The 25,151-nt window shown below is 49.2% G+C and carries 21 protein-coding genes; 13 read left to right on the top strand and 8 right to left on the bottom strand.

Annotated elements, in window-relative coordinates; genetic code table 11:
- The first annotated feature begins 115 nt into the window (after positions 1-115).
- The 4 genes from V5T57_RS15350 to V5T57_RS15365 all read left to right on the top strand — a co-directional run bounded on the left by V5T57_RS15350 (position 116) and on the right by V5T57_RS15365 (position 3,209).
- Positions 116-757, top strand: a complete 642-nt coding sequence (locus tag V5T57_RS15350; protein ID WP_332892124.1) for an NAD(P)H-dependent oxidoreductase — start codon at positions 116-118, stop codon at positions 755-757.
- A gap of 143 nt (positions 758-900) precedes the next feature.
- Positions 901-1,833 carry an ABC transporter ATP-binding protein gene (locus tag V5T57_RS15355; RefSeq protein ID WP_332892125.1) on the top strand — a complete coding sequence of 311 codons (933 nt, stop codon included), beginning with the start codon at positions 901-903 and terminating at the stop codon, positions 1,831-1,833.
- A 4-nt stretch (positions 1,834-1,837) separates the two neighbouring features.
- Positions 1,838-2,629, top strand: coding sequence for an ABC transporter permease (locus V5T57_RS15360; RefSeq protein ID WP_332892126.1), 792 nt, complete (start codon positions 1,838-1,840; stop codon positions 2,627-2,629).
- A 4-nt stretch (positions 2,630-2,633) separates the two neighbouring features.
- Complete coding sequence (locus tag V5T57_RS15365) at positions 2,634-3,209, top strand: hypothetical protein (RefSeq protein WP_332892127.1); 576 nt, start codon at positions 2,634-2,636, stop codon at positions 3,207-3,209.
- 201 nt (positions 3,210-3,410) lie between these two features.
- On the opposite strand, the gene V5T57_RS15370 is transcribed toward V5T57_RS15365, so the two are convergent.
- Positions 3,411-5,150: a chemotaxis protein CheA gene (locus V5T57_RS15370; RefSeq protein WP_332892128.1), complete on the bottom strand. Its 1,740-nt coding sequence runs from the start codon at positions 5,148-5,150 to the stop codon at positions 3,411-3,413.
- 171 nt (positions 5,151-5,321) lie between these two features.
- On the opposite strand from V5T57_RS15370, the gene V5T57_RS15375 reads away from it, so the two are divergent.
- From V5T57_RS15375 to V5T57_RS15395, 5 genes are read left to right on the top strand one after another with little or no spacing between them, the layout of a single operon-like run.
- A complete protein-coding gene (locus tag V5T57_RS15375; RefSeq protein ID WP_332892129.1) occupies positions 5,322-5,687 on the top strand; it encodes a response regulator transcription factor in 366 nt (121 codons plus the stop codon).
- Positions 5,688-6,383 (top strand): chemotaxis protein CheC, encoded by a 696-nt coding sequence (locus V5T57_RS15380; RefSeq protein WP_332892130.1) that lies wholly within the window; start codon positions 5,688-5,690, stop codon positions 6,381-6,383.
- A 19-nt stretch (positions 6,384-6,402) separates the two neighbouring features.
- A complete protein-coding gene (locus tag V5T57_RS15385; protein WP_332892131.1) occupies positions 6,403-7,056 on the top strand; it encodes a chemotaxis protein CheC in 654 nt (217 codons plus the stop codon).
- Between the two features lie 44 nt (positions 7,057-7,100).
- Positions 7,101-9,158, top strand: coding sequence for a response regulator (locus V5T57_RS15390; RefSeq protein ID WP_332892132.1), 2,058 nt, complete (start codon positions 7,101-7,103; stop codon positions 9,156-9,158).
- Positions 9,158-10,222, top strand: coding sequence for an esterase-like activity of phytase family protein (locus V5T57_RS15395; RefSeq protein WP_332892133.1), 1,065 nt, complete (start codon positions 9,158-9,160; stop codon positions 10,220-10,222). Before V5T57_RS15390 ends, V5T57_RS15395 begins: the two co-directional genes overlap by 1 nt.
- On the opposite strand, the gene V5T57_RS15400 is transcribed toward V5T57_RS15395, so the two are convergent.
- Positions 10,219-10,650, bottom strand: a complete 432-nt coding sequence (locus tag V5T57_RS15400; RefSeq protein WP_332892134.1) for a rhodanese-like domain-containing protein — start codon at positions 10,648-10,650, stop codon at positions 10,219-10,221. The genes V5T57_RS15395 and V5T57_RS15400 overlap by 4 nt on opposite strands.
- A 227-nt stretch (positions 10,651-10,877) precedes the next feature.
- Between V5T57_RS15400 and V5T57_RS15405 the strand changes: the two genes are divergently transcribed.
- Both V5T57_RS15405 and V5T57_RS15410 read left to right on the top strand, forming a co-directional pair.
- Positions 10,878-11,957, top strand: a complete 1,080-nt coding sequence (locus V5T57_RS15405; protein ID WP_332892135.1) for a cobalamin B12-binding domain-containing protein — start codon at positions 10,878-10,880, stop codon at positions 11,955-11,957.
- Between the two features lie 225 nt (positions 11,958-12,182).
- Complete coding sequence (locus V5T57_RS15410) at positions 12,183-16,502, top strand: tetratricopeptide repeat protein (RefSeq protein ID WP_332892136.1); 4,320 nt, start codon at positions 12,183-12,185, stop codon at positions 16,500-16,502.
- A gap of 54 nt (positions 16,503-16,556) precedes the next feature.
- Here V5T57_RS15410 and V5T57_RS15415 read toward each other — a convergent pair whose 3' ends face one another.
- Positions 16,557-18,752 carry a M1 family metallopeptidase gene (locus tag V5T57_RS15415; protein WP_332892137.1) on the bottom strand — a complete coding sequence of 732 codons (2,196 nt, stop codon included), beginning with the start codon at positions 18,750-18,752 and terminating at the stop codon, positions 16,557-16,559.
- 252 nt (positions 18,753-19,004) lie between these two features.
- Between V5T57_RS15415 and V5T57_RS15420 the strand changes: the two genes are divergently transcribed.
- A complete protein-coding gene (locus tag V5T57_RS15420) occupies positions 19,005-19,982 on the top strand; it encodes a diguanylate cyclase (RefSeq protein WP_332892138.1) in 978 nt (325 codons plus the stop codon).
- Between the two features lie 12 nt (positions 19,983-19,994).
- On the opposite strand, the gene V5T57_RS15425 is transcribed toward V5T57_RS15420, so the two are convergent.
- Positions 19,995-21,872, bottom strand: coding sequence for an ATP-binding cassette domain-containing protein (locus V5T57_RS15425; RefSeq protein ID WP_332892139.1), 1,878 nt, complete (start codon positions 21,870-21,872; stop codon positions 19,995-19,997).
- A 232-nt stretch (positions 21,873-22,104) separates the two neighbouring features.
- Here V5T57_RS15425 and V5T57_RS15430 point away from each other — a divergent pair, with 232 nt between their 5' ends.
- On the top strand, positions 22,105-23,325 hold the full coding sequence (locus V5T57_RS15430) for a tyrosine-type recombinase/integrase (protein ID WP_332892140.1): 1,221 nt from the start codon (positions 22,105-22,107) through the stop codon (positions 23,323-23,325).
- On the opposite strand, the gene V5T57_RS20990 is transcribed toward V5T57_RS15430, so the two are convergent.
- From V5T57_RS20990 to V5T57_RS15445, 4 genes are all read right to left on the bottom strand, one after another.
- The gene (locus tag V5T57_RS20990; protein ID WP_442918224.1) at positions 23,252-23,584 is read right to left on the bottom strand and encodes a helix-turn-helix transcriptional regulator; all 333 of its coding nucleotides are present in this window, start codon (positions 23,582-23,584) and stop codon (positions 23,252-23,254) included. The two genes, V5T57_RS15430 and V5T57_RS20990, sit on opposite strands and share 74 nt — an antisense overlap.
- Positions 23,585-23,673: 89 nt before the next feature.
- The gene (locus tag V5T57_RS15435; protein WP_332892141.1) at positions 23,674-23,799 is read right to left on the bottom strand and encodes a hypothetical protein; all 126 of its coding nucleotides are present in this window, start codon (positions 23,797-23,799) and stop codon (positions 23,674-23,676) included.
- Positions 23,800-23,917: 118 nt separating this feature from the next.
- Positions 23,918-24,619, bottom strand: a complete 702-nt coding sequence (locus V5T57_RS15440) for a DUF2786 domain-containing protein (RefSeq protein ID WP_332892142.1) — start codon at positions 24,617-24,619, stop codon at positions 23,918-23,920.
- Between the two features lie 2 nt (positions 24,620-24,621).
- Complete coding sequence (locus tag V5T57_RS15445; RefSeq protein WP_332892143.1) at positions 24,622-24,885, bottom strand: hypothetical protein; 264 nt, start codon at positions 24,883-24,885, stop codon at positions 24,622-24,624.
- Positions 24,886-25,151 lie beyond the last annotated feature (266 nt).

A 25,151-nucleotide genomic window follows, 5' to 3' on the forward strand; every position in this document is an offset into this window, starting at 1 on the left:
AGATTGTTAGTTTCTATCTAACAGATTGTGTGAAATATAGGGTCTACATACTAACAGTTTAAGCCGCTACCCTGGACATCAATTGTTCGATTCATGAGATGGGAGGGTTTTTATTATGGCTCAAACGCTAATTATTTCTGGTCATCCTGATCTTCAACAATCCTATGCGCATCGTATGATTCTTCAGGTGTTGGAATCTTCTGCTTTAGACCTGTGTGTTAAACGGTTAGATCAGCTCTACCCTGACTATCAAATTGATGTAGAAGCTGAGCAGAGTGCGTTATTGGCAGCGGATCGGGTTGTTTTACATTTTCCATCCTCGTGGTTTGCCATGCCTGCTCTGCTTAAAAAGTGGCTGGATGATGTGTTTGTTGAAGGTTTTGCTTACGGTGATCAGGGTGGAAAGATGCAAGGGAAGGCGCTGCTGCTTTCGATCACGATGGCGCAAAGAGACTGTCCTAAGGGGCCTCTGGCTCGAAAAGGGGCTTTTCTTAAGCCCTTGCTCTACCCATTGCAGCAGGTCGCAAAAAGGTCAGGCATGGTGTTTCCCCCTCCTGTGTTGAGTGATGGTATGCTCAGTAGCTCAGATACATGTTCTACGCAGCACAAGCTGGAACAGCATGCGAACCAACATGGCCAAAAGCTGCTGGGCCTAATCAAGGAACAGGGTAGGGCGACCGTGCAGGCCACGGCACAGGATGCCAGCACACGGGTCATGCCTGGGGTAAGTTGCCGGACGATGTGGACTCTTTTTTAAAAGGTTGATGGCATACAAGGTACCCATGTATCTCTCGATACAGGCTGTTGATCGGCCGAGACCGGTTCATAGACAGTTATGGGTCGGGGGTATATGGTGTGCGTGCTGGTCGTTGGGCTGAAGCCACCAAGTGGATATGTGATATGAATAATACGAAGTTGACACAACCTCCTGCACTGCTGATTGAGGGTTTAGTTAAGCAGTATCAAGGAGGCATTCAGGCTCTAAAAGGGGTGGAACTGCAGGTTGAAGCTGGGGAGGTGTTTGCCATCCTGGGGCCCAATGGAGCCGGTAAATCCACACTGATTAATATTATTGCCCAAATAACGGCCGCTACAGCGGGTTCTGTCGCTGTTTTTGGAACCAAACTCCATGAGGACCCCTTAACCGCCAAGCGGTTGGTGGGGATAACGCCTCAGGATATTGCGTTGGATCCTTTTTTTACAGTTCGTGAAGTGTTGCTTAACCATGCTGGCTACTATGGCTTTCGTCAGGCTGATGCTCATATTGACCGTCTGTTGGATCGCTTGGGCTTGGCAGAGCATGCCCATAAACGTACCAGGCAACTCTCTGGCGGTATGAAACGTCGCTTGACGGTCGCTAAGTCCCTGGTCCACCAACCTCCTTTAATTATTTTAGATGAGCCAACGGCTGGTGTTGATGTCGCTTTACGGCGGGATTTATGGGATTTTGTCAGTGAGTTGCATCAAGAGGGGGTGACCGTTATCTTAACCACCCACTATTTGGAAGAGGCTCAGGCGCTGGCAGGGCGTGTGGCGATTATCAACCATGGACAGGTCATTGCGTGTGACCCCATGGATAAGCTGTTAAGTACCTTTGGGGCGCGCCGGGCCGCTATCCATTGGCAGTTGGGTATCCGTAAACCTGAGCAACTGCCACCCGGTATGGCTTGGGATGAGGCTGGTGAGGTGTTGGAAGGTACCTTGGCGGAGGATGCCCTACCTGAGCTCTTAGCTTGGGCAGCAGATCAGGGGCGTGGCATCAGAGATCTACGGTTAGAGCCCCCCCGGCTGGAAGATGTTTATCTTCATCTGACCGCAGGCAAGGAGGGCTAAAACCATGGAACCATTGGATCAAGAGCAACCCAGTAGCTGGTGGGGAACGTGGGCTCTGTTTAAGCGGGAATGTCATCGTTTTATGCGGGTTTTTGGGCAGACAGTGGGGGCACCACTTGTTTCGGCCATGCTCTACTTTGCGGTATTTGGTGGGGCGTTGGGGCACCGTATTGGCCCGACAGATGGCATCAGCTACCTGCATTTTCTCATACCCGGTTTGGCGGCGATGGGGATTGTGCAGCACGCTTTTCAAAATGCCAGTTCATCCCTTATTCAGATGCGTTATATTGGCATGCTACCCATGGATCTGGTGGCGCTACCATTGAAACCCATACAGATGGTGCTGGCCATTATGGGAGGTTCTATGGTGCGTGGGCTGATGGTGGGGTGTGTGGTGTTGTTGGCCGCACGGCTTTTTTTGAGTTTTGAGATCAAACATTGGGGCTTGTTGCTGCTGGTCTCGGCGCTGCTGGCTGGGATATTTGGCCTGGTCGGTATGCTGACAGGGCTTTGGGGCAAAACCTTTGATGATATCTCATTGGTGAGTAACTTTGTCCTTACCCCTTTAACCTATTTGGGTGGGGTCTTTTTCTCTGCAGCCATGTTGCCGGATGGGTGGCAGCCTTTGGCGACTTGGAACCCGATCTACCATCTGGTTGGGCTTTACCGATATGCCATTTTGGGTCTACAAACCACAGATCCTGTGTTGGCCATGGCTTTTGCAGTTGGTTTTTTATTGCTGTTATTTGGTGTAACCGTACAGATCGTCCAGCACGGCTGGCGTCTTAAGGAGTAAAGGTATGTCCAAAAAGGATTTCGAGGCTGATCATGAAGGGCCAGAGTGGAAGAAGCTTATTTTTCTGCTGGGGATCCCTTTGATCTTTTTGGCCTTTAACTTTATGCGTATTGGGATGCCAGAACAGGAGCAAATGGCCGAGCATTTTCACGAAAATCGAAAAGCATTTAAGGGCATGTTAAAGCATTTAGGCCCTCAGCCTCCTTTCTCTTTTATTGCGGTTAATAAATTTGAGAGCACCCGTGATCGTAACGGTGATCGTGTTGCCGTCAAACCGGGTGTTTATTCCCGTGAGATCTGGCGTAACTGGCAATCTCAACTTCAGCATGCTGGCTTAAAGGCGTTGAAAATTCGCTGGCTTGAACCCGGTAAGCGGCATGTACTCTTTTATACGGCATCATACCAGAAGCTGAAGAATGCAGGGAGTTTTGGCTATCTCTATCTGGAAGATGATCTGGCCAGGGCTGAGAAGCTGTTTGCTCGAGAGAATATTCGTCTCTATCCACTGGAAGGTGATTGGTATCTGTTCCAATGGCATCCTAAAGGGGTCGAGGGTATGGAAGGTAAGCGTCGTATTTAAATAGGGTGGACCCAAAAGCGTGTACGTGCCAAAAGTGGTTTGAATCCGCCGTTTGAACCACTCTTATCACGGGCGTAGTTGGACAAAGATCTACAGTTTGGGGGCCTGGGGCAGACCCCGGACCCCGATGTTTTGTCGGAGTGTGTTACGTATGCACTCTCAATGGTGTTGGTGTAAGTCTAAGGCTGGCTTTGATCTGTTTTAGTCTTCCAGTAGCAGGCTTAGCTCTGGAATGTTGAGCAAAAAGGAGATGGAGCCGTCAGGCATGACCGCCGAACCTGCCAGCATTTGAACAGTTTTAAACACTTGTGGCATGGGTTTGACCACCAGTGGAGCGGGTTCGTCAATATCGCTTACCCGAAGGGTAAAACGGCGATCTTCTGCTTGTACAACCACCAGATGTAAGGTCTCTTGTTGCTGTAGGTAGGCAAGCGCATCTTCACCTTCGGGTGGTATGCGTTCTTCCAGTGCCATCTCTAGATCCAGCAGGGGCAGGAGCTGATCTCTAACGCGGGTCATTGGGGCTTGCATTTTGTTCTCTAAATGCTCAGCGACTTCGGCGCTATAATAAGAGATCAGCTCGACAACACTATTTTGGGGGATGGCGTAACGGCTTTGCCCAACACGCACGATCAAGGCGGGCACGATGGCCATGGTTTGAGGAATGCGAATGATAAACCGGGTGCCGTGACCGGGTGTATTATAGATCCGTAATGTCCCGCCCACCTTTTGGATGGCGGCACTGACAGCATCCATACCGGCTCCCCGGCCAGAGATGGCATTCACTTCACCCCGGGTGGAAAAGCCGGGTTGCAAAATAAGCTCACAGGCGGCTTGGTCGCTCAGGTTTAAGGCCTCTTCCTGATCAATTAGACCACGCTCTATTGCAATACGGCGTAAGTTGGCAACATCCAATCCCGCACCATCATCGGCAATGGTCAGCAGAATCCAGCCATGGCGTCGGCTGGCCTCCAACTGAATTTTTCCCACCACAGATTTGCCGGCCTCTTTACGGGTTTGGGGATCTTCAATACCGTGATCCACCGCATTACGTAGCATGTGCACCATAAAATCCTTAACGGATAAAAGAATGCTACGGTCAACCTCTGTCTCCTCACCAGAGAAGTTAAGCATCACTTTTTTACCGGTAGAGACGGCGAGATCCCGGATGAGACGGTGGTATGTCTCCCAGACTTGTCCAATGGGTTGTAGACGGTACTGTAAGATCTCATCTTGCAAGGTGTGGATGTGCTGCTCCAACGCCTCCATATTTTGTGTGGTCCGGTCGGAGCCATGCAGCACGCCAAAGCGCATTTGGTTGAAACTGGCGGCCATCTCACCCACCATATCCATTAGGCCATCCAGCTTTTCTATGGAAAGACGAATGGTCTGCAGGCCGGCTTTTTCCCCCAGCTCCTCAACGTTGGTGGATAATGCAGGTTGAGGGGGCTCTATGGCAGATATTGAGTCGGAGAGATCCAGCTCAATACCAAGCTCTTCTTCGGTGCTATCTGATGCTACTTCCACTTCCTCTGGCCGATTGTCAGCTGACTGTGCCGCTTGCTGAAGTTGCCCGATCAGATGGCTAAAAACCATGCCATCATCACTCTTCTCATGGGCAATACGGTCCAACGCATCACGCAGAGCATCCAGTACCTCCAAGAGTAAGGTACTGACCTTTTCATCAACCACCAATTTACGGTTGCGAACTAAATCCAGCAGGTTCTCGGCCTGATGCCCCAAGGTTTCCAAGCGCTCAAATCCAACCAAGCGACAATTACCTTTAACGGTGTGCATATGGCGAAAGATATTATTGAGCAGCTCCTGGCTGTCAGGTGTCTCTTCAAGGTGTAGAAGTTCTCGTTCAATCAGGTCTAGTGCTTCTCGGTTTTCACTGAGAAACTCATCAAACACCTCTTGAGGCAATTCAAGCTGACCCATAGAGCATATCCATGATGTTTAAGATGAATTGGGAAGATCGTGTTACAAACCGCTTGCTACAGGCTTGCGTCCATGACACCATAGGCGTTGGTCCGCTATACTTACGGTAGGTTCCGTATGGTGCGGCAGTCTAACGCAAAGGTATCATAACATAGTGTGGGAGTTGATGTGATGGCACAAAAACGTGTGCTCATCGTGGATGATAGCAGTTTGGCGCGTATGATGATGCGCAACAACCTGACAAAAAATCATCCTGAATGGGAGATTGTTGAGGCTAAAGAGGGCGATGAAGCCTTGGCACTGATTCAAGCAACTGACATCGATCTTGCGCTAATCGACTATAATATGCCAGGTATGAACGGCATTGAGCTGGCAACTCAGTTAATGGAACAGCAACCAACGACGTCCATTCATTTGGTGACAGCAAATATTCAAGATCGTATGCGCCAGCGTGCAGAGGCCATGGGGGTAGGTTTTATTATGAAACCGATCTCTGAAGAAAAACTGGCCGGTGTTGTCAACGAGTTGGAAGGATGAATGGTAGACCTTGACGCACTGAAACGTGATGCTTTAGGTGAAGCATTTAACATCGGTGTGGGGCGTGCAGCCGCCTCACTCAGTGCGTTGTTGGGTGAAGAGATCGAGATCTCCATCCCCCAATTAAATATTCAGGCTAAACGTCCTGCCATTGATCGTTTGGCTTCTGAGTTAGGGCCGTCTGCATGTAGTATTAAGCAACGCTTTAATCGTCTGCAAGGAGAGCATGTTCAGCTACAGGGACATGCCATGCTGTTTTTTCCTGGAGAGGCAATCCGTGCGTTAGGGACGGCTCTGTTGGGAACCGATCAGCAACAGCCTGAAGGTTGCGTACATAACAGCGCCATGCTTCAGGAGGTTGGGAATATTTTACTGAATGCGTGTATGGGGAGTGTGGCCAACCTTTTACAGATGGAGTTGGAATGCCACATTCCAGAAGTGTATGTAGAAGATCCTCGGCAAATGCTGGTACAGATTGTTCGCAGTTTAGAAACACGCGAAAGTGAAAACCAGACTGAGGAGCGGCGTAGACCTGAGCAAGAGCAGGATCAAGTCATTCAGGTCTCCATTCATTTCAAAGCGCTTAGCTCCTGTGTCTCAGGGAATATCATGATGTTTTTGGATCTGACGACAGCAGAGCATTTACATGATGGTTTGCAACATATGTTGCGCAGTATGGGTATAACCAACCCATAAGGGTCTATGGAGTAGCCATGTGGTCATCCAATTAAACAATGCTGAGCAAGATGCCCTGAAGGAGCTCTTTAATATTGGTATTGGCCGTGCTGCAGATGCCCTCGGCGAAATGGTCAATGATGAAGTGCTTCTCTCTGTGCCTGAAATGGCGATCTTACCCCGGAGTAAAGCGGCGGGGATGTTGCGTGATCATGCCATAGGGCAAGTTGCGGCCATTCGTCAGCAGTTTAAAGGGGATTTTGCCGGTTCAGCTCTGCTTATTTATCCAGAAACCAAAAGTTTGGAGTTGGTCCGTACGCTACTTGGTGGAGAGGTTCCCCTGGAAAACCTTACAGAACTCGAGCAAGAGAGTCTGCTGGAGGTGGGGAATGTTATTCTGAATGCATGTTTGGGCAGTTTTGCCAATATTATGAACCTGGAGCTTGAGTTTGCTCTGCCGGAGTATATGAAAGGGCATGGCGAAGCACTGTTGAACCTGTCGGCTCAAATGGTGGGGGATATTGATGAAGGGTGCACTGGAGAAGATCGGGTGGTTTTTCTCATCGTGGACTTTATAACAGGTGATAATACGCCCCTGCAAAATAGTATAAAAGGTTATGTTATCCTTCTGTTGGATGCAGAGGCTGTCGAAGATCTTAAACGTATGATCGATCATATGTTGCAGACTATTTAACCAATACCCCAATCGGTTTGTATCGATTGATGTTAGGGGGAAGGATGCACGGACTGGATCCTCAGCTGATCCTAGCAGGACTCAACGAAGGCTCTGTGGGTACCATCTTTGTCGATGCCCATGAGAACGTTGTATTCTGGAACCGCTGGATGGCGAAAGCATCTGGCATGGAGCTGGAAGAGGTTCAAGGCCGGACCCTGCAAATCATTTTTCCTGAACTGGTGGGTAGTCGTCTGCTACGTGCCATAGGTACAACCCTGCGCACGGGGTTGCCCGCTGTTTTATCCCACAAGCTAAACCCCACACCTTTTCCTCTGTTTCCCCCCTATATTACCCCCAATGAGGGGCCGCGTATGAGCCAGCAGATTATGATTAATGCGCTGCGCATGACAGGTGGGGAGCGTTTTGCCCTTATCCAAATTCAGGATATTACCCATACGGTACAGCGGGAACATAAGTTGTTGGAACAGACCCGTATTTTGGAACAGCGTGAGGAGGAGCTTGAAGCGAGCCGTCACAAAGCAGATCAAGCCAACCGGGCTAAAAGTGAATTTTTGGCCAATATGAGTCATGAAATCCGCACACCGATGAATGCCATTATTGGTATGGCTGATCTTCTGTTGGAAACCGACCTGGATGTTGATCAAAGCCGTTATGTGCAGATTTTTTCTCGGGCTGGATCTTCGTTGTTGGATCTGATCAATGATATTTTGGATCTATCAAAGGTTGAAGCCGAAAAGCTAGAGTTAGACCATAAACCCTTTGATCTTATTGCTTTGGTTGAAGGCGCTGTGGAAATTTTCACCATGCGTGCTAAGGAGAAAGGGGTCCATTTGACCTGTGAAATCTCCTCTCAAGCGCCACGGTATATTATTAGTGATTATAAAAGGCTACGTCAGATCCTGGTGAACCTTTTGGGGAATGCGGTTAAATTTACCAAGGTGGGCTCCATTCATTTAATGGTGGATGTTGAGCGATTTGAAGATCCGGGTGGTTGGTTGCACTTTAAAGTTGAAGATAGTGGTATTGGCATAAGCCAAACCCAACAGGCGCATATTTTTGATCCTTTTGTACAAGCGGATGCCTCTGTAACCCGGCAACATGGCGGTACCGGCTTGGGGTTGGCTATTTCCAAACGCTTGGTTGATCTTTTGCTGGGGAGAATTTGGCTGGAGAGTGAGCTGGGGCAGGGGAGTGTTTTTCATTTTACAGCCCACTTCACCACCACAGCGTTAGAAGCTGAGGCGGTACCAGAAGTTGCTCTGGATGCCCTACATGGGCGGCGTGTGCTACTCATGGATAGCCACAGTGATAACCGCGCACTGTTGGAACATGCCCTACGCCAAGCTGGGTGTCATGTGACGGCGGTTACGAATCATGAGATGCTTGAAGAGGCCTTAACTCAGGGTCTAAAAGGGCTCCACCCATACCAGGCATTGGTTCTAGATTGTTATGGGGGAATGGGGCGTATAGAGCACCAGATGCGAGACCTGCGTAACCGTGGGGGATTGCTTCCTGTTGTTGTTTTGGCCACCCATGACCGAGAACAAGATCGTGAAATGGCAGAGTCATTGGCCATTCAGCGTTTAATTAAGCCGGTTAAAAGAGATCGGCTTATGGGGGCGCTTGGTGCTGTGATGGCCCATGAACCTGATCGTAAAGAGCTTGAACCGGCGTTGGACGTAGACCCGGAGGCCCTGGCGCGTGTTGCACTGAATATTTTGCTTACAGAGGATTCACCAGATAACGCACTGCTTTTTAAAACCTATTTAAAAAAACACCCCCACAACATTACCCATGCGGCCAACGGCTCAGAAGCGGTTAAATTATTTGCGCAGGAAGCTTATGATCTGGTCTTTATGGATCTGCAAATGCCTGTGATGGATGGCTATAGTGCAACCCGTGCCATGCGCAAACATGAAGAAGCGCAACAGGCTAAACGTACGCCTATTCTTGCCTTGACCGCCTATGCTCTAACCGGTGATGATGAAAAAAGCCGTGCTGCTGGGTGTGATGCACATTTAATTAAGCCAATAAAAAAGCAGGAACTTCTAGGTGTTGTGCGCCAGTATGCCCAACGTAAGCTATTGAGTCAGGTATAGTGCCTTTTCTGTTTTTTCTTATCGGAAGTTTATGTTGGTTTTCAACGCTGGAAGCCTCCTCTCTTGGTCAGATCTCCTTTCTCGGTTTTAGCCGTCTTCAAACCGACACCAGGATATGTGCTTCACTCAATACGCCTCTGGCTACGGCTCCTTTTGGTGGTATTTCAGGTGTGGAGTATGATGCCACACAAAATCATTACTGGCTGTTGAGTGATGATCCTGGGTATCGTGCCCCACCACGCTTTTATAAAATGAAGATCCATTTGGATCAGCGCGGCATCCACCAAGTACACTGCAGCGATGTCCGCCCGTTACAAAAGCGAGCGGGTCACGCTTTTGGTCTTGGCCAAGTGGATGGTGAGGAGATACGTCTATACAACAATAGACTGTTATGGAGTAGTGAAGCGCAAAACCGCCTGTTGGGGCTGGACCCTGCAGTTAGGATGATGGATTTTCACGGTGTTCAAACCGTACGTTTGCAGCTTCCCGAGCATTACCAAAGTCAAGCTGGACGGGTGGTGGATAATGGCTCTTTTGAAGGGCTAACCTTACTCGGTAAAGAGCACGCTTTACTGGCTGTGGAACATCCTTTGAAGGGGGATGGTACCAACATTCGGCTGCTTAAATTAGATCTACAAACACATGACAGTGTTGCAACCTATGCCTACCCCCAATCTTTTTATCAAGATAAAGAGCTCTCAGTGGTGTCGCTACTGGCGGTCAATGATACACAGGTGTTGGTGCTGGAGCGGCTTTGGCCCTATAAAGATGGCAATATATTGATTAGGTTGGTTTTGTATGATCTGACAGAGGCGCAAGATGTCCACGATATGGCCTACTTACAAGGCAAGCATCTTCAGTATGGAAAAAAACAGCTCTTGGCCAATATAACAGAGTGGCCTGAGGTTAGGCGTGCGGTGGGATATCTGGACAACCAAGAGGGTATGACCTGGGGGCCGACCTTGGTAGATGGACGGCGTACCCTGCTGCTGGTGTCGGATAATAACTTTAACAGCAAGCAGAGTACGCTCTTTTTGGCTTTTGCCTTGGCCTTAAAAAACTAAGGCTTAAACCGTTCATTGGTTGTGCCATCCAGCACGGATAAACCTTGATCTTTCCAGCCATTAATACCACCAACCAACTCACAGGCATCCAAACCAGCATCCACAAAAGCTTCCACAGCAATTTCCGTACGTGGTCCAGTACGGCACAGTAGGATGTAACATTTTTGATCATCTAAACCCGCTGGTTTACAGCGTTTAAAAAAATCATCACTAAAGGGGCCGGTGTCTTCCCGGTTTTCCAGGTTGTGGTCAAAGGGATATTTGAGTGAATGGGCAATCATGCCTTCCTTAAACTCCACCTCGGTGCGGATATCCAAAATGACCACATGATCAGGTTTTGCTTCAATCACCTGTAGTAACTGATCGGCAGAGATCATCTCTGATGCCACAGCCCGTTCTACAATCTGTTCAACCGTTTGATCTGACATGACTCACCCGTCGCTGCTACTATGAAAACCACACTTGTCATGGTATGAAACAAAAAATATAAGTCTCCCTTTGTATAGCTTATCTGAGGCCCCAGGCCAAGTAACGATTGGGTTTTTGCTGGAGAGAAAAAAGTATTGAAAATAGCCCAGTAGGGTTATGTTGAAATGGTATGCTAAGATATATAGATTGTTGAATGGGGTGAAATTGAAGGGTTAAGGTGTCTCGTATGGTCACCCAGAGCTTCCCACAACGCACAGATAATGAGGCACAATTTCAACGCTTGCGCCAGCATATACCTTTGCTTGCTATGGATGTTCTGCAGACTTTTTCTCAAGATCATCAGATGTATAGTCAAGCGGCAGAAAATGGATTTCAGTTAGAAAATGAAATTCGTGAACATCTTCGCCAGCTGTTTCTTGCGCTGGTTTTGGAAGTGGATGACATTTTTCAGGCTTATCTGCGTTGGTGCCTTATTCGTTATGAACGTCTGGGTTTTCCCTCCGATGAACTATCCCTTCACTTGCAAGGTATGGATCAGGTTATCAAGGAGGTTGTCTCAGAACCGGTGTACCATAAGCTGGTTGTGCTGTTAAACCTAAGGCTGCATTGTCTAGTATCGGATAACCCTGAACAGAGTTACATTCAGCCCAATAACCCCTATCTGGCAGATGCTCAAGACTATCTACAACACCTGCTGTCGTTTAAACGGGTTCGGGCGATCGAACAGCTTGTAGATCGGGTGCTTAAAGATGGTGTGCATCCACAAGAGATCTATTTTCATGTGCTCATGCCTGTTCAGCAGGAGGTGGGGCGATTATGGATGATCAATCAGCTCTCAGTTTCCATGGAACATTTTTGTAGTACAACAACACGCGCTGTCATGAGTCGCTTACATGGGTTGGTGGAGCCAGCCCCGCACCATGGTGGCTCTTTACTTGCTGCCTGTACCATACGTGAACAGCATGAAATTGGTCTGCGTATGGTGCATGATCTTTTTTATTGGCAAGGTTGGCGAAGCTGTTATTTGGGAAGTGATATCTCTACGGAGAATATTCATAATTTACTGGCCCATTTTCAGCCTGATTTATTGGCGCTATCGGCCACCATGTCCCACCATCTATTACCTTTAAGAGACCTGATCCGTACACTTAGGGAGAACCATGAAACCGCACACATAAAGGTGTTGGTAGGGGGGGGATTATTTACGTTTTTTCCACCGTTAAGGCAGCAGTTAGGGGCAGATTTTTGTGCGGCTTCGCCAGAAGAAGCCTTGGTTAAGGCAAATGAGTGGATTAACAGGCGTTAAAAAGCGTAAAATAGAGCTGATTTACGTCTCTAAGGTATCCCTATCTGTTCACGGTTGGCTTAGGCGGTGGAGGTTAGAGGGTAAAAGGGCTGGCCGTTTCTGTTAAAACTGGGAACAGTCGACAAATAATCTATGTGTCCCCTTATCCTAATAGGGGCGTTCAACCAGTTTGGGGCTCAACGTGGTCCTTCTCTTTATTTAAGAAGGCCTTTGGGTCGACCCATTATGTCTAAACCTCCACATCTGCAGTTAGTTAGTCCATCAACCTCAGCCGTTACCGTTGCATCACCTCGTTTGCAGCGCGTTCGTATTGGGGATCGTGCGCTTAATCTCTATGATATTGAAGAGCTGGATCCACTGTGCGGTATCTCTGCGCTACTCTGGTCACAGCCCTTTCTCAGTTCAGAAACGTTTGAAGGTTTACGCCAGTGGATGGAGCAGCCAGAAGAGATCTCCATGCGTGTGGTGGTTGGAGAGTCGCTATCGGGTAAAACCCGTATGGCTGCTGAACTGTGTAAGCAGGTTGCTGAACAGTGGTGCTGTGGCTTTTGGCAGAGTGATGGGGGGCAAAAAGGTAAAAACCGTCCTTCATCTGTACAGATGGATCGTCCAACACTGATTGTTGTAGATCAGGCCCCGGAACGGGCAGAGGCCCTAAGTGGCTGGCTCTATGAGTTGGCACGGCATCCCGATCAAGTTCCTTATCGTTTAAGAGTGCTGTTTTTAGCCGATCATGGAGATCCTACTTGGGGGTGGTGGCGTGATCTGTTGGAGAGTGCTGGGCGCGCTCGTTTGCATTTAAGTCAGTATTTTGATTACAGCATGACGGAGCCACTCACGTCCGTTTTTATGCAGCCTGAAAATCGCTTTAATTTGCTTAAATCCTTGGTTAGCCACTATAGCCCTGGGCACTCTTTAGGGAGCTATCGGCCTAATTTACCTTGGATAGAGGCTATGTCTAAACGGGATTGGGCGGAAGATCCTCTTTATTTATGGATGACGGCTTTTGTTATGGCCCGGCATGAAGCAGATGAGGCGCTATTAAGCCTGCTGTTTGAGGATGAGCCTTTAAAAGCGGAACGTGCCTTAGGGGCCTCTTTAGGGCAACACCTATTGGGGCAGTTAGAAGGGGAGCAGGAAGCGTTATCTTTGCAGATGATTCTTTTTAACACCCTCTGTAACGGCTTAACCGAAGCCACACTGACGCAGCATATGGTGCCGGTGGCGGACTCTTTGGGGATTGAGGCTGATCGGGTACGTATGTTGGCCCGTCGGTTACGTTATGTCTTAAAGGACTTTTTTGCCTGGCCCATGGCGGGTGATGGACGGCTACCTCCTCTGGGGCCTGAGCCTGTGGCCATGGCTTTTATCTCCACACATTTTCTAGACCTGCCCCAGGATCATCAAAAAACCCTTTTAAAAGCCACCATGCATGTGGGGGGTAAATGGCCCCTGTTGCAGCTGGTGCTCTGCCTGCACGGTGAACAGGATGACCAACGCTTTTCCCAGCTGGCACAGCGGGTAGAAGAGTTGGTTTTAGATCCCGAGTTTCCCCTCAATGATCTGATGGATATGGTGGATAGCATGCCATCTGGGTTTGGTCCGGTCAGTCATTTGGAGCAGACCATCCTGAGCCACTTGGTGCATCGGTTGGATGATGTGGTTAAAGGTGAAGTGGCCCATACCTACTTCCCAGCATTTGGTCACTACTGCAACATGTTGGCCTATGTGCTGAGCTATCTGCAAAAAAGTGAGCAGGCGCTAAGCTATGCCCAGCGTTCTGTCATTACCTTTGAAGCGCTGGTAGATGAAGCGCCGGAGGTCTTTGAGCCAGATCTGGCGGATGCCTTAAGCTCCTGTGGCTTGCGGCTGGAGGAAGCGGGTAACTATGAAGAGGCGGTTAGTGTTAAGGATCAAGCCAAAGTTTTGTTCGAATCCTTGGCCAGTCGCGATCCTGAACAGTTTACCTCAGGTTGGGCCCGAGCACTGAACAGTCTGGGCGTGACCTTAGGGGGGATTAAGGATCATGAAACCGCCATTCAATACTGCACGCAGTCGATTTCTCTCTTTGAGCGTTTAGCCAAAATACATCCACGTCAATTTGCACCTGACTATGCGGCGGCTTTGAACAATACCAGCAATGTGCTCAAAGAAGCGGGTCGTATGGAGGAGGCACTTGAATGGGTGAGTCGTGCGGCTCAGGCGTTTGATCGACTCTACCAACGTGATCCCCACCTTCATGGTGCCAACACGGTAAAATCCCACAGCAATCGTACATTCCTGTTGGCTGAACTGGGGCGGGATGAAGAAGCGCTGGCTGAAGGTGAAAAATCTTTGATCCTTACGCGAGAGATGATGGTGCGTGAACCAGAGATTTATCGCCCTTTTATGGCAGAGCTGTGTGAGCAGTTTAGTAAACCTCTGCAGCGCTTGGGGCAGCATGAATTAAGCAGTAAGCTGCTGAAAGAGTCGGTTAATTTTTATAGAGAGCTTAGCAAGCAGGCCCCTCATCTTTATGAAGAGCGGCTGGCCTCTGCCATTTATCAGTTGGCGGATAGTAACTTTGAACGGGGTGACCAAGCCTTAGCCCTGCAGAGTGTGACAGAAGCTGTTGAGCTGTATGACCAACTGGCTCAACGGCAGCCCTCTGAGTATAACCCGCTCTTGGTCATGGCACTACACAACCAGAGTGTGGTGATGGCCAATCAAGGCCGAACCCATGAAGCCATTCGCGCCATGCGGCGTACCGTAGGGTTGTATGGTGTGTTGGAGTTGGGCGATGAAGCGTATCTGCCAGCCCATGTTCAAGCCCTGGATAGTTTGAGCCTTTTTTTAAGAGATGCCAACCGTAACAGTGAGGCCGCCAAGGTATCAGGCGAAGCGATGGTGCTGTTGCTCTCCGGTTATGCTCAGCTCTCTGAAGAGGAGTTGGACCGTATTGGTCCTCAGGTCTGTCGTAACCGTTGGCTGCTCTGCCAGGGGGTGAGTAACAACCAGGGGGCGCTAGATGCGCTGGGTAATTTAAAAGATATCTTAATCCGGCGGGTCCTTCGGGATGAAGCTGTGGAGGATGGGGCCTCTTTGCTTGAGAGTTGGGAAGCCTTGATCAAAAGTTTGGTTGAGGATGATCGCAAAGATGCCGCGTTTGAAACCATGGAGGAGGCTCAATCTTGGTTTGAGCTACATACAGACCAAGCTCCTGAGAAGCTGGCTTTAATTTGGTTGAGTGGCCAAGGTCGTATGGCCATGGTCAAGGCTCAGCTTTTAGTGACCCAAGGGGTTGGTGAAAAAGCGATGGAGTCGGCTCAATTTGGTACGGATCGGCTGGCTGTTTTGTATGAGATGGATCCTCTGGTCTACGGGCCTAATATGGGGCAGGGGTATTGTGAAGCATCTGACTGTGCCCGTACCTTGGGCCTTATGCAATTGGCCATTGAGTACCGCCACAAGGCCGTGGCGGTATTTGATGCTTTAGTCTTGGCGGGGCAGACTCAGTTTATGCCGACGCTCGGTACGGAGCGGGTCAATTTGGCGACTTTGCTGGGACGTGAAGAGTCGGGTTTGCAAGAGGCCCAAGATGAGTTGCACAAAGCGTGTCATCTCTGGCCCCAATGCGTTGAACGTCAGGCGCAATCCATAGAGCCCCTTTGGGTGCGGTCTTTAGAGCTGTTGGCGCTCATAAAACAGCGTTTGGGGGATGAGGAGGGGCGTTATGAGAGCTTAAAGACACTGGTTGAGCAGCAACAGAAAATGCAGCATATTGGCCCTGCTTTGCACTTTTCAGCCCGTTTAACGTTGGCAGATTGCCTGTTAGAACAGTTTGAGCATCAACCAGAAAAAGATACGGCGCAACGTTTGGAGCAGTTGCACGGTGCGCTCATGCCGCTGGAAGGGTTTAAGTGCGAAATACAACATGCGGGCAAGCTTGCGGAAATGCTGGCGATTATGGCTGAAATGGCGTTTGAGGTCGATGCCTACCAAAGAAGCCAAAGTTACGCCATGTGGGGTGAAAAACTCTTTACCCAACGTATGGTTGAGCCGGTTGTTGAGCTTAGAAATTATGTGCGACGTGCGCGTAATTTTCAACGTCTCGCCCAGCATCTGGTGGTGGAAAAGCAGTTTAAGCAGGCTGTGGAGATGGCCAGACGGGCTGTGGAGATCTGTAAACCCCTACTAAACCAAGAGGGGCAGGGGGACATAATTCGACCTTTTGTTGCGGTTAATCATCATCAATATGCCGTGTGTCTGATGCTGGTGGGGCAGTTCGGGGCGGTAGAGCCTATTGCCAAGCAGGCGTTGATGCTGATGTACGATGCTTTTTTAACGCAACCGGATAGCATGCGAGAAGGGCTACAAAGCCTCTTGAACAGTTATGAAAATTTGGTTTTTCGTAGCCATGGTACCCCGGTAGAAAAAATTAAGAGCCAAGCTTGGATTATGCCCGTTTATACCGCGTTAGAGCAGCATAAACCCGTGGACAATACAGAAGCAAACTCTTGGCTTACCGGGCTTTTTAGTAAAGTCAGTCAGATCTGGAAGCGTTAGTCTCTCGATACGGTTCATCATCCTCTGTATAAGATTTAGTTGGTGATCGGGTTGTTAGGGGGCGGCTAGGCCAACCTCTTTTTTCCGCTGTGGGGCTGTGTTGGCAGGTTTTGCCGTGCCTTGTTGGTCAAATTGAACAGAGAGTGGAAATTGCATCTGAGGCCACTTTCCCCGTTTCAGGTTTTGACTGCGCAGTGGGTCAAAGACCAAATATCCATAGGCACCATAGTGGGGTAGCTTACGGATGAGTGCCTTGATCTGATCCGGGCGGGGGCTTAGCCAAGCAATGGGGTGGTCTGCCTTGCGGGTAATGGTTACCACGCTGTGCGTATTCAGATCATAGTTTTTACCGGCCAAGTGTAATTGGCCCTGTTGATAACGGACCCCTTGTGCGGATAAAGGGGACAACGCTTGATCTCTAAAGCGATTTTGCTGACCAAGAACCCATAATCCACGGTTGGTTGGCAGGTTTTTTATCTGATCATCATTGATGCTACTTAATCCCCAAGCATGAACCAGTTGACGTAAAGCTTGCAGTTCTGCTTTTTCCCCTTTAGTGGGTAAAACCGCCAGGATCTCAGGATGGCCAAACAGTGCACTTAGTGTGGGTGGTATCTCTCCAGGGTGCAGCTTGCGGAATAGGTCAAAACTGGGGTCGATATCAAGACGTACAGGGCGTTTAGGGAAGTAGCGGGCAACCTGGTGGGTGAGCCCCTGCATAGGAACAGAGATATCTCGAGGCTTCTGTTCTCCTTCAAGAATGACTTGAACCGGTATGGTGAACTGGTAGGCGCTGTCCTGCATTTGTTGAAGAGAAAAGGCCAGTCGCCAGCCTTGTCCATCCCGTTGGATGGATGCTTTCTCCAACTGCAGATCAGGGGCGCCAGAGCGCTGTGTCCACTGGGTGAAAAAGGGCATAAGATCAATGCCCGCAACCTGTTCAAAGCTACGGCGCAAGTCTGCATAAGAAGCCGCTTTATATCGGTTGTTCTTGTAAAAATGCCTTAACCCCTGCACAAAGTATTTATCCCCCACTGTTCTGCGTAACATATGGAAAAACATTAAACCTTTTCCATAGCCAATGGCTTGGCTTGCACCATCATGACGGCTGGTAAAATGGGTAAGGGGAAAATCATTTTCAGTTCGGACAAAACCAGCATATTTACTGAGGGTTGTATGGCGGTAGAGTAAGCCTTGCTCATTATGTTCCTGTAGCAGGTAGTCCGCCAAATAGGCCGTTAAGCCTTCACTCCAGTTCCCTTGTTCATAGTCGACAAAAACACCGTTGCCCCACCAGTTGTGTAAAATTTCATGGGGGTAACTGGATGTCCGAATAAAAGGAAGACGGATAACCCTGGGGCCCAGCATGGTAAAAGAAGGCATGCCATAACCGGTTTCCCAAAAATTTTCGGCCAGGACAAATTTATCATAGCTGTATGGACCAATAAGGTCTTCATACAGGTTGATGTAGTCTAAGGTGTCTTTAATATAGCTTTGTGCCAGCTTTTCATCGGGTTGGCGTAGTAGTACGGCAAGAAGAAGCTCTTTTTTACTGTGACGGGTCGTGACCTTTTTTTTGTACCGTGTCCAGCGCCCTGCATGCAGATATATGGCCTCTGTCGGGGCTGGGGCATCCCATACTTCAATGATGCGACCCCGTTCCTTCATACGGCTTAGCGGTTTACCTTGGCTTAAGCTTCGCCACCCTTCAGGCATAATAACCGTTAGGTTAAAGCGGTTTAAGGTGCCTTCAAAGTAAGGGACCCAGCCTGTACCACCACCCAGAAAAATACCATCTGGACCAATGCCACCGGCTGATGTGGCAGACCCACCACGATAGCCCGAGGCGCGTTGTACCATGGGGTTTTGGATTGAACCACTATATTTTAAAACCAGTTGGGGAATGGGGGCGGGCTCATCTTCACTTGGATCAGGCACGTGGGGGTTGAGTTGATAGGTGTGAAACCCACTCTGCTGGGTTGCATCAACCACACGATCCACACCCGTCATGGTACGCCCCCCCAAGGCAGAGAGTCGCAGCTTATCAGAGAGCAAAAACTGTAGCTTTTTATCTTGCCAAGCTTCGGGTAGGCGGATGGCATCCCGAACCTCCATGTGGTGGCGGTTCGGGTAGAGCGTGACCACCAGTTCATGGTGGATAATCGGCATATCTGTTGCTGCCTGGGATGTGACAGGCATAACATTCACGAGTAGACAGAACAGCAGTATCAGTGAATAGCGCAGTGACATTGGCCAACCAGCCCTTATGATGGTCATTTAACAGGTGTTGCAAGTGTACCAAATGATGGGATTAGGACAATGGATTGGTGTTAAAAAAAAGTTACGACAAGCCTAATGGAGTACACCGGGGAAAGTCTAAAACAGGTGTTTGAAAAAGAAAGACCGAAAATGTTTCGGTTGAGTCCTTGCCTCTTTAGGGTAAGCTTGTGAAAATGTTTTTTATTTGGATCTTTTTAAAGTGTTTAACTGGGGTTTCAGAGTATGACTAAGACCAAATATCATGGTGAGAATTATTCTAATCTTCACATGTTTCAGGGGGTTGGGTATGAGTCTGTCGCATATGTTCTAGAAGAGTGTGCCGTCTTTACCCTAAAGCATGATGAAATTTTAATCTCACCTGATCACCCCAATGATGCGCTCTATATTTTAATTGAGGGGCAGGTGCGTATTCACCTAGGGGATATCCATACAGAACCTTTGTTGATTCTGGATGCTGGGACCTGTGTGGGGGAACTCTCCATTATTGATCAGGGTCGGGCTTCTGCTTATGTCTTAGCGGAAGGGGATGCTAAGGTTTTAACCATTGATGAAGATCGTGTGTGGTCCTTAATCCACTCCTCGCATGGGGTGGCGTGTAATTTATTGAATATTCTCTCTAAGCGCATGCGTCACAACAACCGGGTTATCATTGAAGGTGCCCAACGCCAGCGTAAGCTGGAGACCTATGCGAAGGTTGATCCTCTCACCGGTATTTATAACCGGCGTTGGTTTGATGAGAGTATGAACAGGCAGATGCGCCGGGTCGTTCACAGCCATAAACCGCTCTCATTGATTATGTTGGATGTGGACCATTTTAAAAAATACAACGATACCCATGGGCACCAAGGTGGTGATGTGGCGTTGGTCATGTTAGCCCAAGCCATTAGTCATCACCTGCGACCTGGAGATATTGCCGCGCGTTATGGCGGCGAGGAGTTTGGGGTGGTCTTGCCCGATACCGACAATGCATCCGCACGGATGATTGCAGAACGTCTGCGTACGGCGGTTGCAGATATGTCGATTATGGATGAGGATGGCAAAGCCTTGTCAACCATCACCATCTCTCTGGGGACCGCTCAGACAGGTGGAGAGATCGATACCGTCACGGAGTTGGTTGCTGCAGCGGATGCAGCCCTGTATCAAGCCAAAGCCGAGGGCCGCAACCGCGTGGTAGTGTTTGAACAGCGTACAACCGATTAAGGGTGGGCTGTATTAGTTGGTGGTTTGAGACTCCAGCTTATCCCAAAGTGTATATTTTTCCTCTAAGAGCTGTTCAACCTCAGCCAGTTTTGCTGAGGTTTGAGCCGCTTTTTCCGCATGTTCCCGTTGATGGATCTGCGGATCGGCCAGAGCTTCCTCCAGGGCCATTTTTTCCTCTTCCAGTTGTTCGATCTCTCCCGGTAAGGCATCCAGTGCCCGTTGGTCTTTATAGCTCAACTTGGTGGGCTTTTTAGCGGTTTTCTCTTTAGTGGCTGCCTTGGGTTCTGACTTTTTAACCGGCTCTTTTTCCTGTTCAGGGCGTTGATCTAACCAATCATCGTAGCTACCAGGGTAGTCTTTAACCCGTGCATCCCCTTCAAACACCAAGGTGGAAGAGACCACGTTGTTGAGAAACTCCCGATCGTGGCTGACCACCAGAACCGTGCCATTAAAGTTGACAACATGAGATTCCAGCAACTCCAGTGTTTCAGCGTCCAGATCGTTGGTGGGTTCGTCTAAAACCAACATGTTGGCGGGCTGAGCAAACAGCTTGGCTAGCAGGAGTCGATTACGTTCCCCCCCTGAGAGTACCGAGACAGGGGAGCGGGCCCGTTCTGGCGAGAAAAGAAAATCCTGTAGGTAGCCGATGACATGGCGGTTCTCGCCATTGACATCCAAACGGTCACGGCCATTGGCGACACTGTCTTGTACCGTGGCGTTGGGATCAAGGCTGGCGCGGTGTTGATCAAAGTAGGCGATCTCTAAGCGGGTGCCCAGTTTAAGATCGCCACTTTGTGGCTCGAGTTTCCCCAGCAGCAGATTCAGAAGGGTGGTTTTTCCACAGCCGTTGGGGCCGATAATGCCTACTTTATCTCCACGGATCAGTGTTGTGGTTAGATCGCGAATGTAGGGGGTCTGGTCATAGCTGTACCCGACCTGTTCACACTCCACCACCAGCCGCCCTGAGCGTGCAGCCTCCTGAATAAGCATCTTGGCATTGCCAGATTGTTCCCGGCGGGCACGGCGCTCTTTGCGCAGTGCCTTGAGGGCACGTACCCGTCCTTCATTACGGGTACGTCGGGCTTTAATACCCTGGCGAATCCAAACCTCCTCCTGGGCCAATTTCTTATCAAAACGGGCATTCTGTTTCTCTTCAGCAGCCAGGAGATCGGCTTTGCCTTGCAGGTAGGTATCATAGTTACCCGGCCAACTGGTTAGCTGACCTCGATCTAGCTCAATAATGCGGGTAGCCAGTTGACGTAGGAAGCGCCGGTCGTGGGTGATAAATAAGAGTGTGCCCCGGTAGCTTTTAAGAAAAGCTTCCAACCACTCAATGGATGGGATATCCAGATGGTTAGTGGGCTCATCCAGAAGCAGCAGATCCGGTTGAGATACCACAGCGCGGGCCATAAGGGCACGCCGTTTAAGCCCCCCAGATAGATTGGCAAAGAGTTGATCACCATCAAGATTTAGGCGGGACAGAGCTTCTTCAATACGTTGTTGGGCATTCCACCCTTCAGGGGTTGTTTCCAACTGGTCATGCAGTGAGGCCATCTCTTCAGCATGACCCTGTACAACGGCATGATGATATTTGGCAATAAGCTCTCCCGTTTGCCCAAGACCACCAGCAACGATGTCAAAAACACTGCCAACCAAAGCACCAGGGACATCCTGCACCATGCGGGCAATGGTTATGCCTTTTGATAGGGCAACCTCACCTTCATCGGGTTGGACTTCTCCAGCAATCACTTTGAATAAGGTGGTTTTTCCACTACCATTACGACCCACCAAACATACCCGTTCGCCCGGTTCGATGGTAAAGTCTACACCGTCGAGAATGAGGGGACCGCCGTAGCCTAGGCGAATCTTTTTCAGATCCAGAAGCGCCATTGGTTTATACTCTATTTTTTTGTGAACATTATATGTTCTGTGTGTACAAGATATGCGTTTAAGTCGCTGTAGATAGGTAGCTTCTTTCGTGCTTCTTGTTTGGGTGTGTTCGTCTGGTGTATTCTATGTACAGTGAAAGCTGTAGCCCAAACCGTAGCCCAAATGGCTTTTTGTGGTTTGTCGGCCCGTAGCCCAAGCCGAAAGTAAATACCCAGGCGAACAGAGGGCATCAATGCGCATAACGGATAAAGCAATCAGAGCATTTATCAAGCAGGGTAACAAACAATGGTTGATGGAACCAGAAGGTTTCGGTGTTCGATTTCGCAGCAACGCGAAGGGTATACCGGCCTGTTCTTTTGTTAGTCGATATCAAAAGGACCGCAAAACGGTACAGATTACACATGGAAAATATCCAGCCCTGACGCTGGCCAGAGCCCGAGAACTACATCGTGAAATTAGAGGGATGCTGGATAGAGGGGAAGACCCTAAGAAAAAACGAAGTGAATCTGAAGCCAAACAAAAAGCTGAAGAAAGCCTGTGTACTTTCCAAATAATGGCTGAAAGATACTTAGAAACACACGGCAAAAAGAACCTTAAGCCATCCACCAAAAAAGGCTATGAAAGCCACCTTAAAAACCACATCTACCCCAAGCTTGGCAGGTTGGCCCCTAACGATATTACAAGAGGCGATATCCACCAATTGCTGGATGCCATGCTTGATGATGGTCTGACCGTTGCGGCAAACCGTACCCTCTCAACGCTCAAAGCAATCTTGAACTGGGGGCTTGATCGTGGGTATCTGGAACACTCGCCCGTTTATCGCTTTAAAATGCCGATTCGAGAAAAACGCAATCAACGTTATCTTAATGATGAAGAAATTGTAAAGTTTTGGGGTAGCTACTGGGGGCATGAATCGGTCAAATACATTTTAAGGCTGGTTCTCCTTACATCCCAGAGGCCGGGAGAGGTCTGCCAAATGACCTGGAGTCAGATCGAGCGCGAGTGGTGGACCATCCCCGCAGATATCGCTAAGAACGGTATTGCCCACCGGGTCTATTTAAGTCCTCAAGCTTTGGCCGTCTTGCGTGATGTCTCTGCACAAAAGAACCGTGTATATCTTTTCCCCGCCCTAAAAAATCGATCTGCCTATAAAACCCGAACCATTGGGCAAATTGACCAGTCTGTTGCCGATCGGATGGTGGAGAGCAATATGCAAAAATGGACACCGCATGCTTTAAGAAAAACCGGGTCAACCATTCTTTCATACCTGGGTTATAGTGATGAACTTATAGACAAGCTACAAAACCATGTTTCAGGCCGTACAAATATGAGCCGCACCTATGTGGTCAGAACCTTTGATAAAGAAATTGAAATGATGCTCACTGATCTGGGGCTGTATGTTGAGAAGCTCCTTCAGACTCAGTTTGAATCCACCGTTCAATCATCTTCATAGACCAACCTTTCCGGGAATTGGAAAGTTGAACAGGCTTGGGTAACCGCCCTGTTCTGAGCATTTCATTTATAGTTGTTCGGGATACACCCAGCAGTTTTTGCAGTTCACTGCTGGAGATTACACGATCTTCACTATTGTGCGCTGTTGTTTTTCTGAGCTGAGAAACCTCTTCGCGCAAAGATTTTAGCTCCTTCAGTAATCCGCTTTGTTGAAGTGCTTCGATCATTGATAGTTGGATGGCTTCTTCCATGCTTCCCATTATGTTTCTCCGCAATTTCTTGGATCGATCTGTTCTATTGCCAACTGGCGGTGCTGTCTGGATAGCCTTTTTATGAAGCGGTTAGGACTTCAGGCACGGGTCACGTAAAGATTATCACCTGCAAAAAAGGTCAAGCTCTTGATCGCTTGCGCCTTTCCTCCAAGCTTGTATTCTGTCATGCTACTTTTCTTCGCATTTTTCACATCTGTTTCCATAATATTCTCTCTCGTCATCAGTCAGAACCTTTCGACACCAAATGCAGTACAGAGTTACAATGTTCATGATTACATCCCTGTCTTTGATGTGTGGCGGGTGTCTATCATGGCGTGAAACCTACTGGGTCAGTTGTGGGTGTCGGTTTTCCACACCGCTAATCCCGTGATTGATCTCCACCGCCTGGCCGTCATGGTAGCCTTGTGTTCTGTCCTGATTTTGGTTTTTGGCCACATGCCAAGGGGTGGGGGCTTTTTGTCTCTCCTTGTAGGGGTTTACTCCGGTCTCCTGCTTATAGGCATCCATGGCTCTCTGCTGTGAGCGGGAGGGGTGTAGTGTGTGCAGTTTGGATACAGCCGTGTTTGCCCAACCTTCGGCGTAGATGTCTGCACGCATCGCTTTATGGTGGGGCACAATGCGCTTTAAGTTGGTTCGGGCATACGCTTGACGCGCCTTGAACGCTTGGCGGTAAAGGACCTCAAAACAGTACCCGGCCAGCTCTGGCATAGGGTCGTGGCCATAAAAATGGACTTGGTACTTTAAAGGGTCGCCGTGACCTTGCGTATAACAGTCTGTGCCAAAGGCATTATTGATGGCGTGGATAAGGATCCATGCCCAATCTGGGTATTGATAGCGGCGCTTAGCCTCGGCTGTGTGTTCGCACACTTCGGCGGCGTCCAGCTGCGTCTGGGTCAGGCTGTGGCGCTCAATAAGGGTTTGTGCTTTGGCCATGGCGACCGCCTGCTCATTGGCGGACGCGCCGCCTTTAGGGTCGGCCATGGCCATTAACGCCTTAACCCGTTGAATGATTTTTTTATCCATGGTTAGGCCCCTTTGCTGGCGGCGTACTGTTTGGCCCAGTATTGGGCGCTTTTGTCTGAGTGGCCATCGACGATGGGGCCGGGTAGGTCCAGGTATTCCAGCCCATCGGTTTTGGGGTGGAATATCCTAGAACGTTTTTCGCCATCAAAGCGGATATGTACGCGGCTGCTGAAGCTGGTTAAAGTGCCAAACTTGCCATTGTAACGCACACGTCCACCGCGTTTGCAGGGGATGCCGTAGGCTTCTCGGATGTATTGTACCGACATGGTTAAGTCCTCCTAATTCAACAGTTCCGTTTTGAGTTCCTGGGCGGTACAGATCGGTAATTCATCTCCGGTGGTCTGCCACTCTGCCGGGTAATTAGGGTGGTCTACATCATGGCGATATGTGGCTCCTCGGATGGGGCATAGCCAATCATGTTTGCAGGGGTTGCACCACGCGGCTATAAAGCTTTCACCAAGAGTGCCGTGTGATGGTCTCCATTTGCGTGGCACGTCCATCTGTAATCCCCTTTTGATCTATGTAAAACCAC

Origin of the sequence: Magnetococcus sp. PR-3 (assembly GCF_036689865.1) — a bacterium.
Lineage (GTDB): Bacteria > Pseudomonadota > Magnetococcia > Magnetococcales > Magnetococcaceae > Magnetococcus.

Coding starts and splice junctions, on each gene's coding strand:
- V5T57_RS15425 (WP_332892139.1), bottom strand. CDS start 21,872: ATGGCGCTTCTGGATCTGAAAAAGATTCGCCTAGGCTACGGCGGTCCC.
- V5T57_RS15415 (WP_332892137.1), bottom strand. CDS start 18,752: ATGTCACTGCGCTATTCACTGATACTGCTGTTCTGTCTACTCGTGAAT.
- V5T57_RS15355 (WP_332892125.1), top strand. CDS start 901: ATGAATAATACGAAGTTGACACAACCTCCTGCACTGCTGATTGAGGGT.
- V5T57_RS15370 (WP_332892128.1), bottom strand. CDS start 5,150: ATGGGTCAGCTTGAATTGCCTCAAGAGGTGTTTGATGAGTTTCTCAGT.
- V5T57_RS15380 (WP_332892130.1), top strand. CDS start 5,688: ATGGTAGACCTTGACGCACTGAAACGTGATGCTTTAGGTGAAGCATTT.
- V5T57_RS15350 (WP_332892124.1), top strand. CDS start 116: ATGGCTCAAACGCTAATTATTTCTGGTCATCCTGATCTTCAACAATCC.
- V5T57_RS15400 (WP_332892134.1), bottom strand. CDS start 10,650: ATGTCAGATCAAACGGTTGAACAGATTGTAGAACGGGCTGTGGCATCA.
- V5T57_RS15445 (WP_332892143.1), bottom strand. CDS start 24,885: ATGTCGGTACAATACATCCGAGAAGCCTACGGCATCCCCTGCAAACGC.
- V5T57_RS15440 (WP_332892142.1), bottom strand. CDS start 24,619: ATGGATAAAAAAATCATTCAACGGGTTAAGGCGTTAATGGCCATGGCC.
- V5T57_RS15390 (WP_332892132.1), top strand. CDS start 7,101: ATGCACGGACTGGATCCTCAGCTGATCCTAGCAGGACTCAACGAAGGC.
- V5T57_RS15375 (WP_332892129.1), top strand. CDS start 5,322: ATGGCACAAAAACGTGTGCTCATCGTGGATGATAGCAGTTTGGCGCGT.
- V5T57_RS15405 (WP_332892135.1), top strand. CDS start 10,878: ATGGTCACCCAGAGCTTCCCACAACGCACAGATAATGAGGCACAATTT.
- V5T57_RS15360 (WP_332892126.1), top strand. CDS start 1,838: ATGGAACCATTGGATCAAGAGCAACCCAGTAGCTGGTGGGGAACGTGG.
- V5T57_RS15410 (WP_332892136.1), top strand. CDS start 12,183: ATGTCTAAACCTCCACATCTGCAGTTAGTTAGTCCATCAACCTCAGCC.
- V5T57_RS15365 (WP_332892127.1), top strand. CDS start 2,634: ATGTCCAAAAAGGATTTCGAGGCTGATCATGAAGGGCCAGAGTGGAAG.
- V5T57_RS20990 (WP_442918224.1), bottom strand. CDS start 23,584: ATGGGAAGCATGGAAGAAGCCATCCAACTATCAATGATCGAAGCACTT.
- V5T57_RS15430 (WP_332892140.1), top strand. CDS start 22,105: ATGCGCATAACGGATAAAGCAATCAGAGCATTTATCAAGCAGGGTAAC.
- V5T57_RS15420 (WP_332892138.1), top strand. CDS start 19,005: ATGACTAAGACCAAATATCATGGTGAGAATTATTCTAATCTTCACATG.
- V5T57_RS15435 (WP_332892141.1), bottom strand. CDS start 23,799: ATGGAAACAGATGTGAAAAATGCGAAGAAAAGTAGCATGACAGAATAC.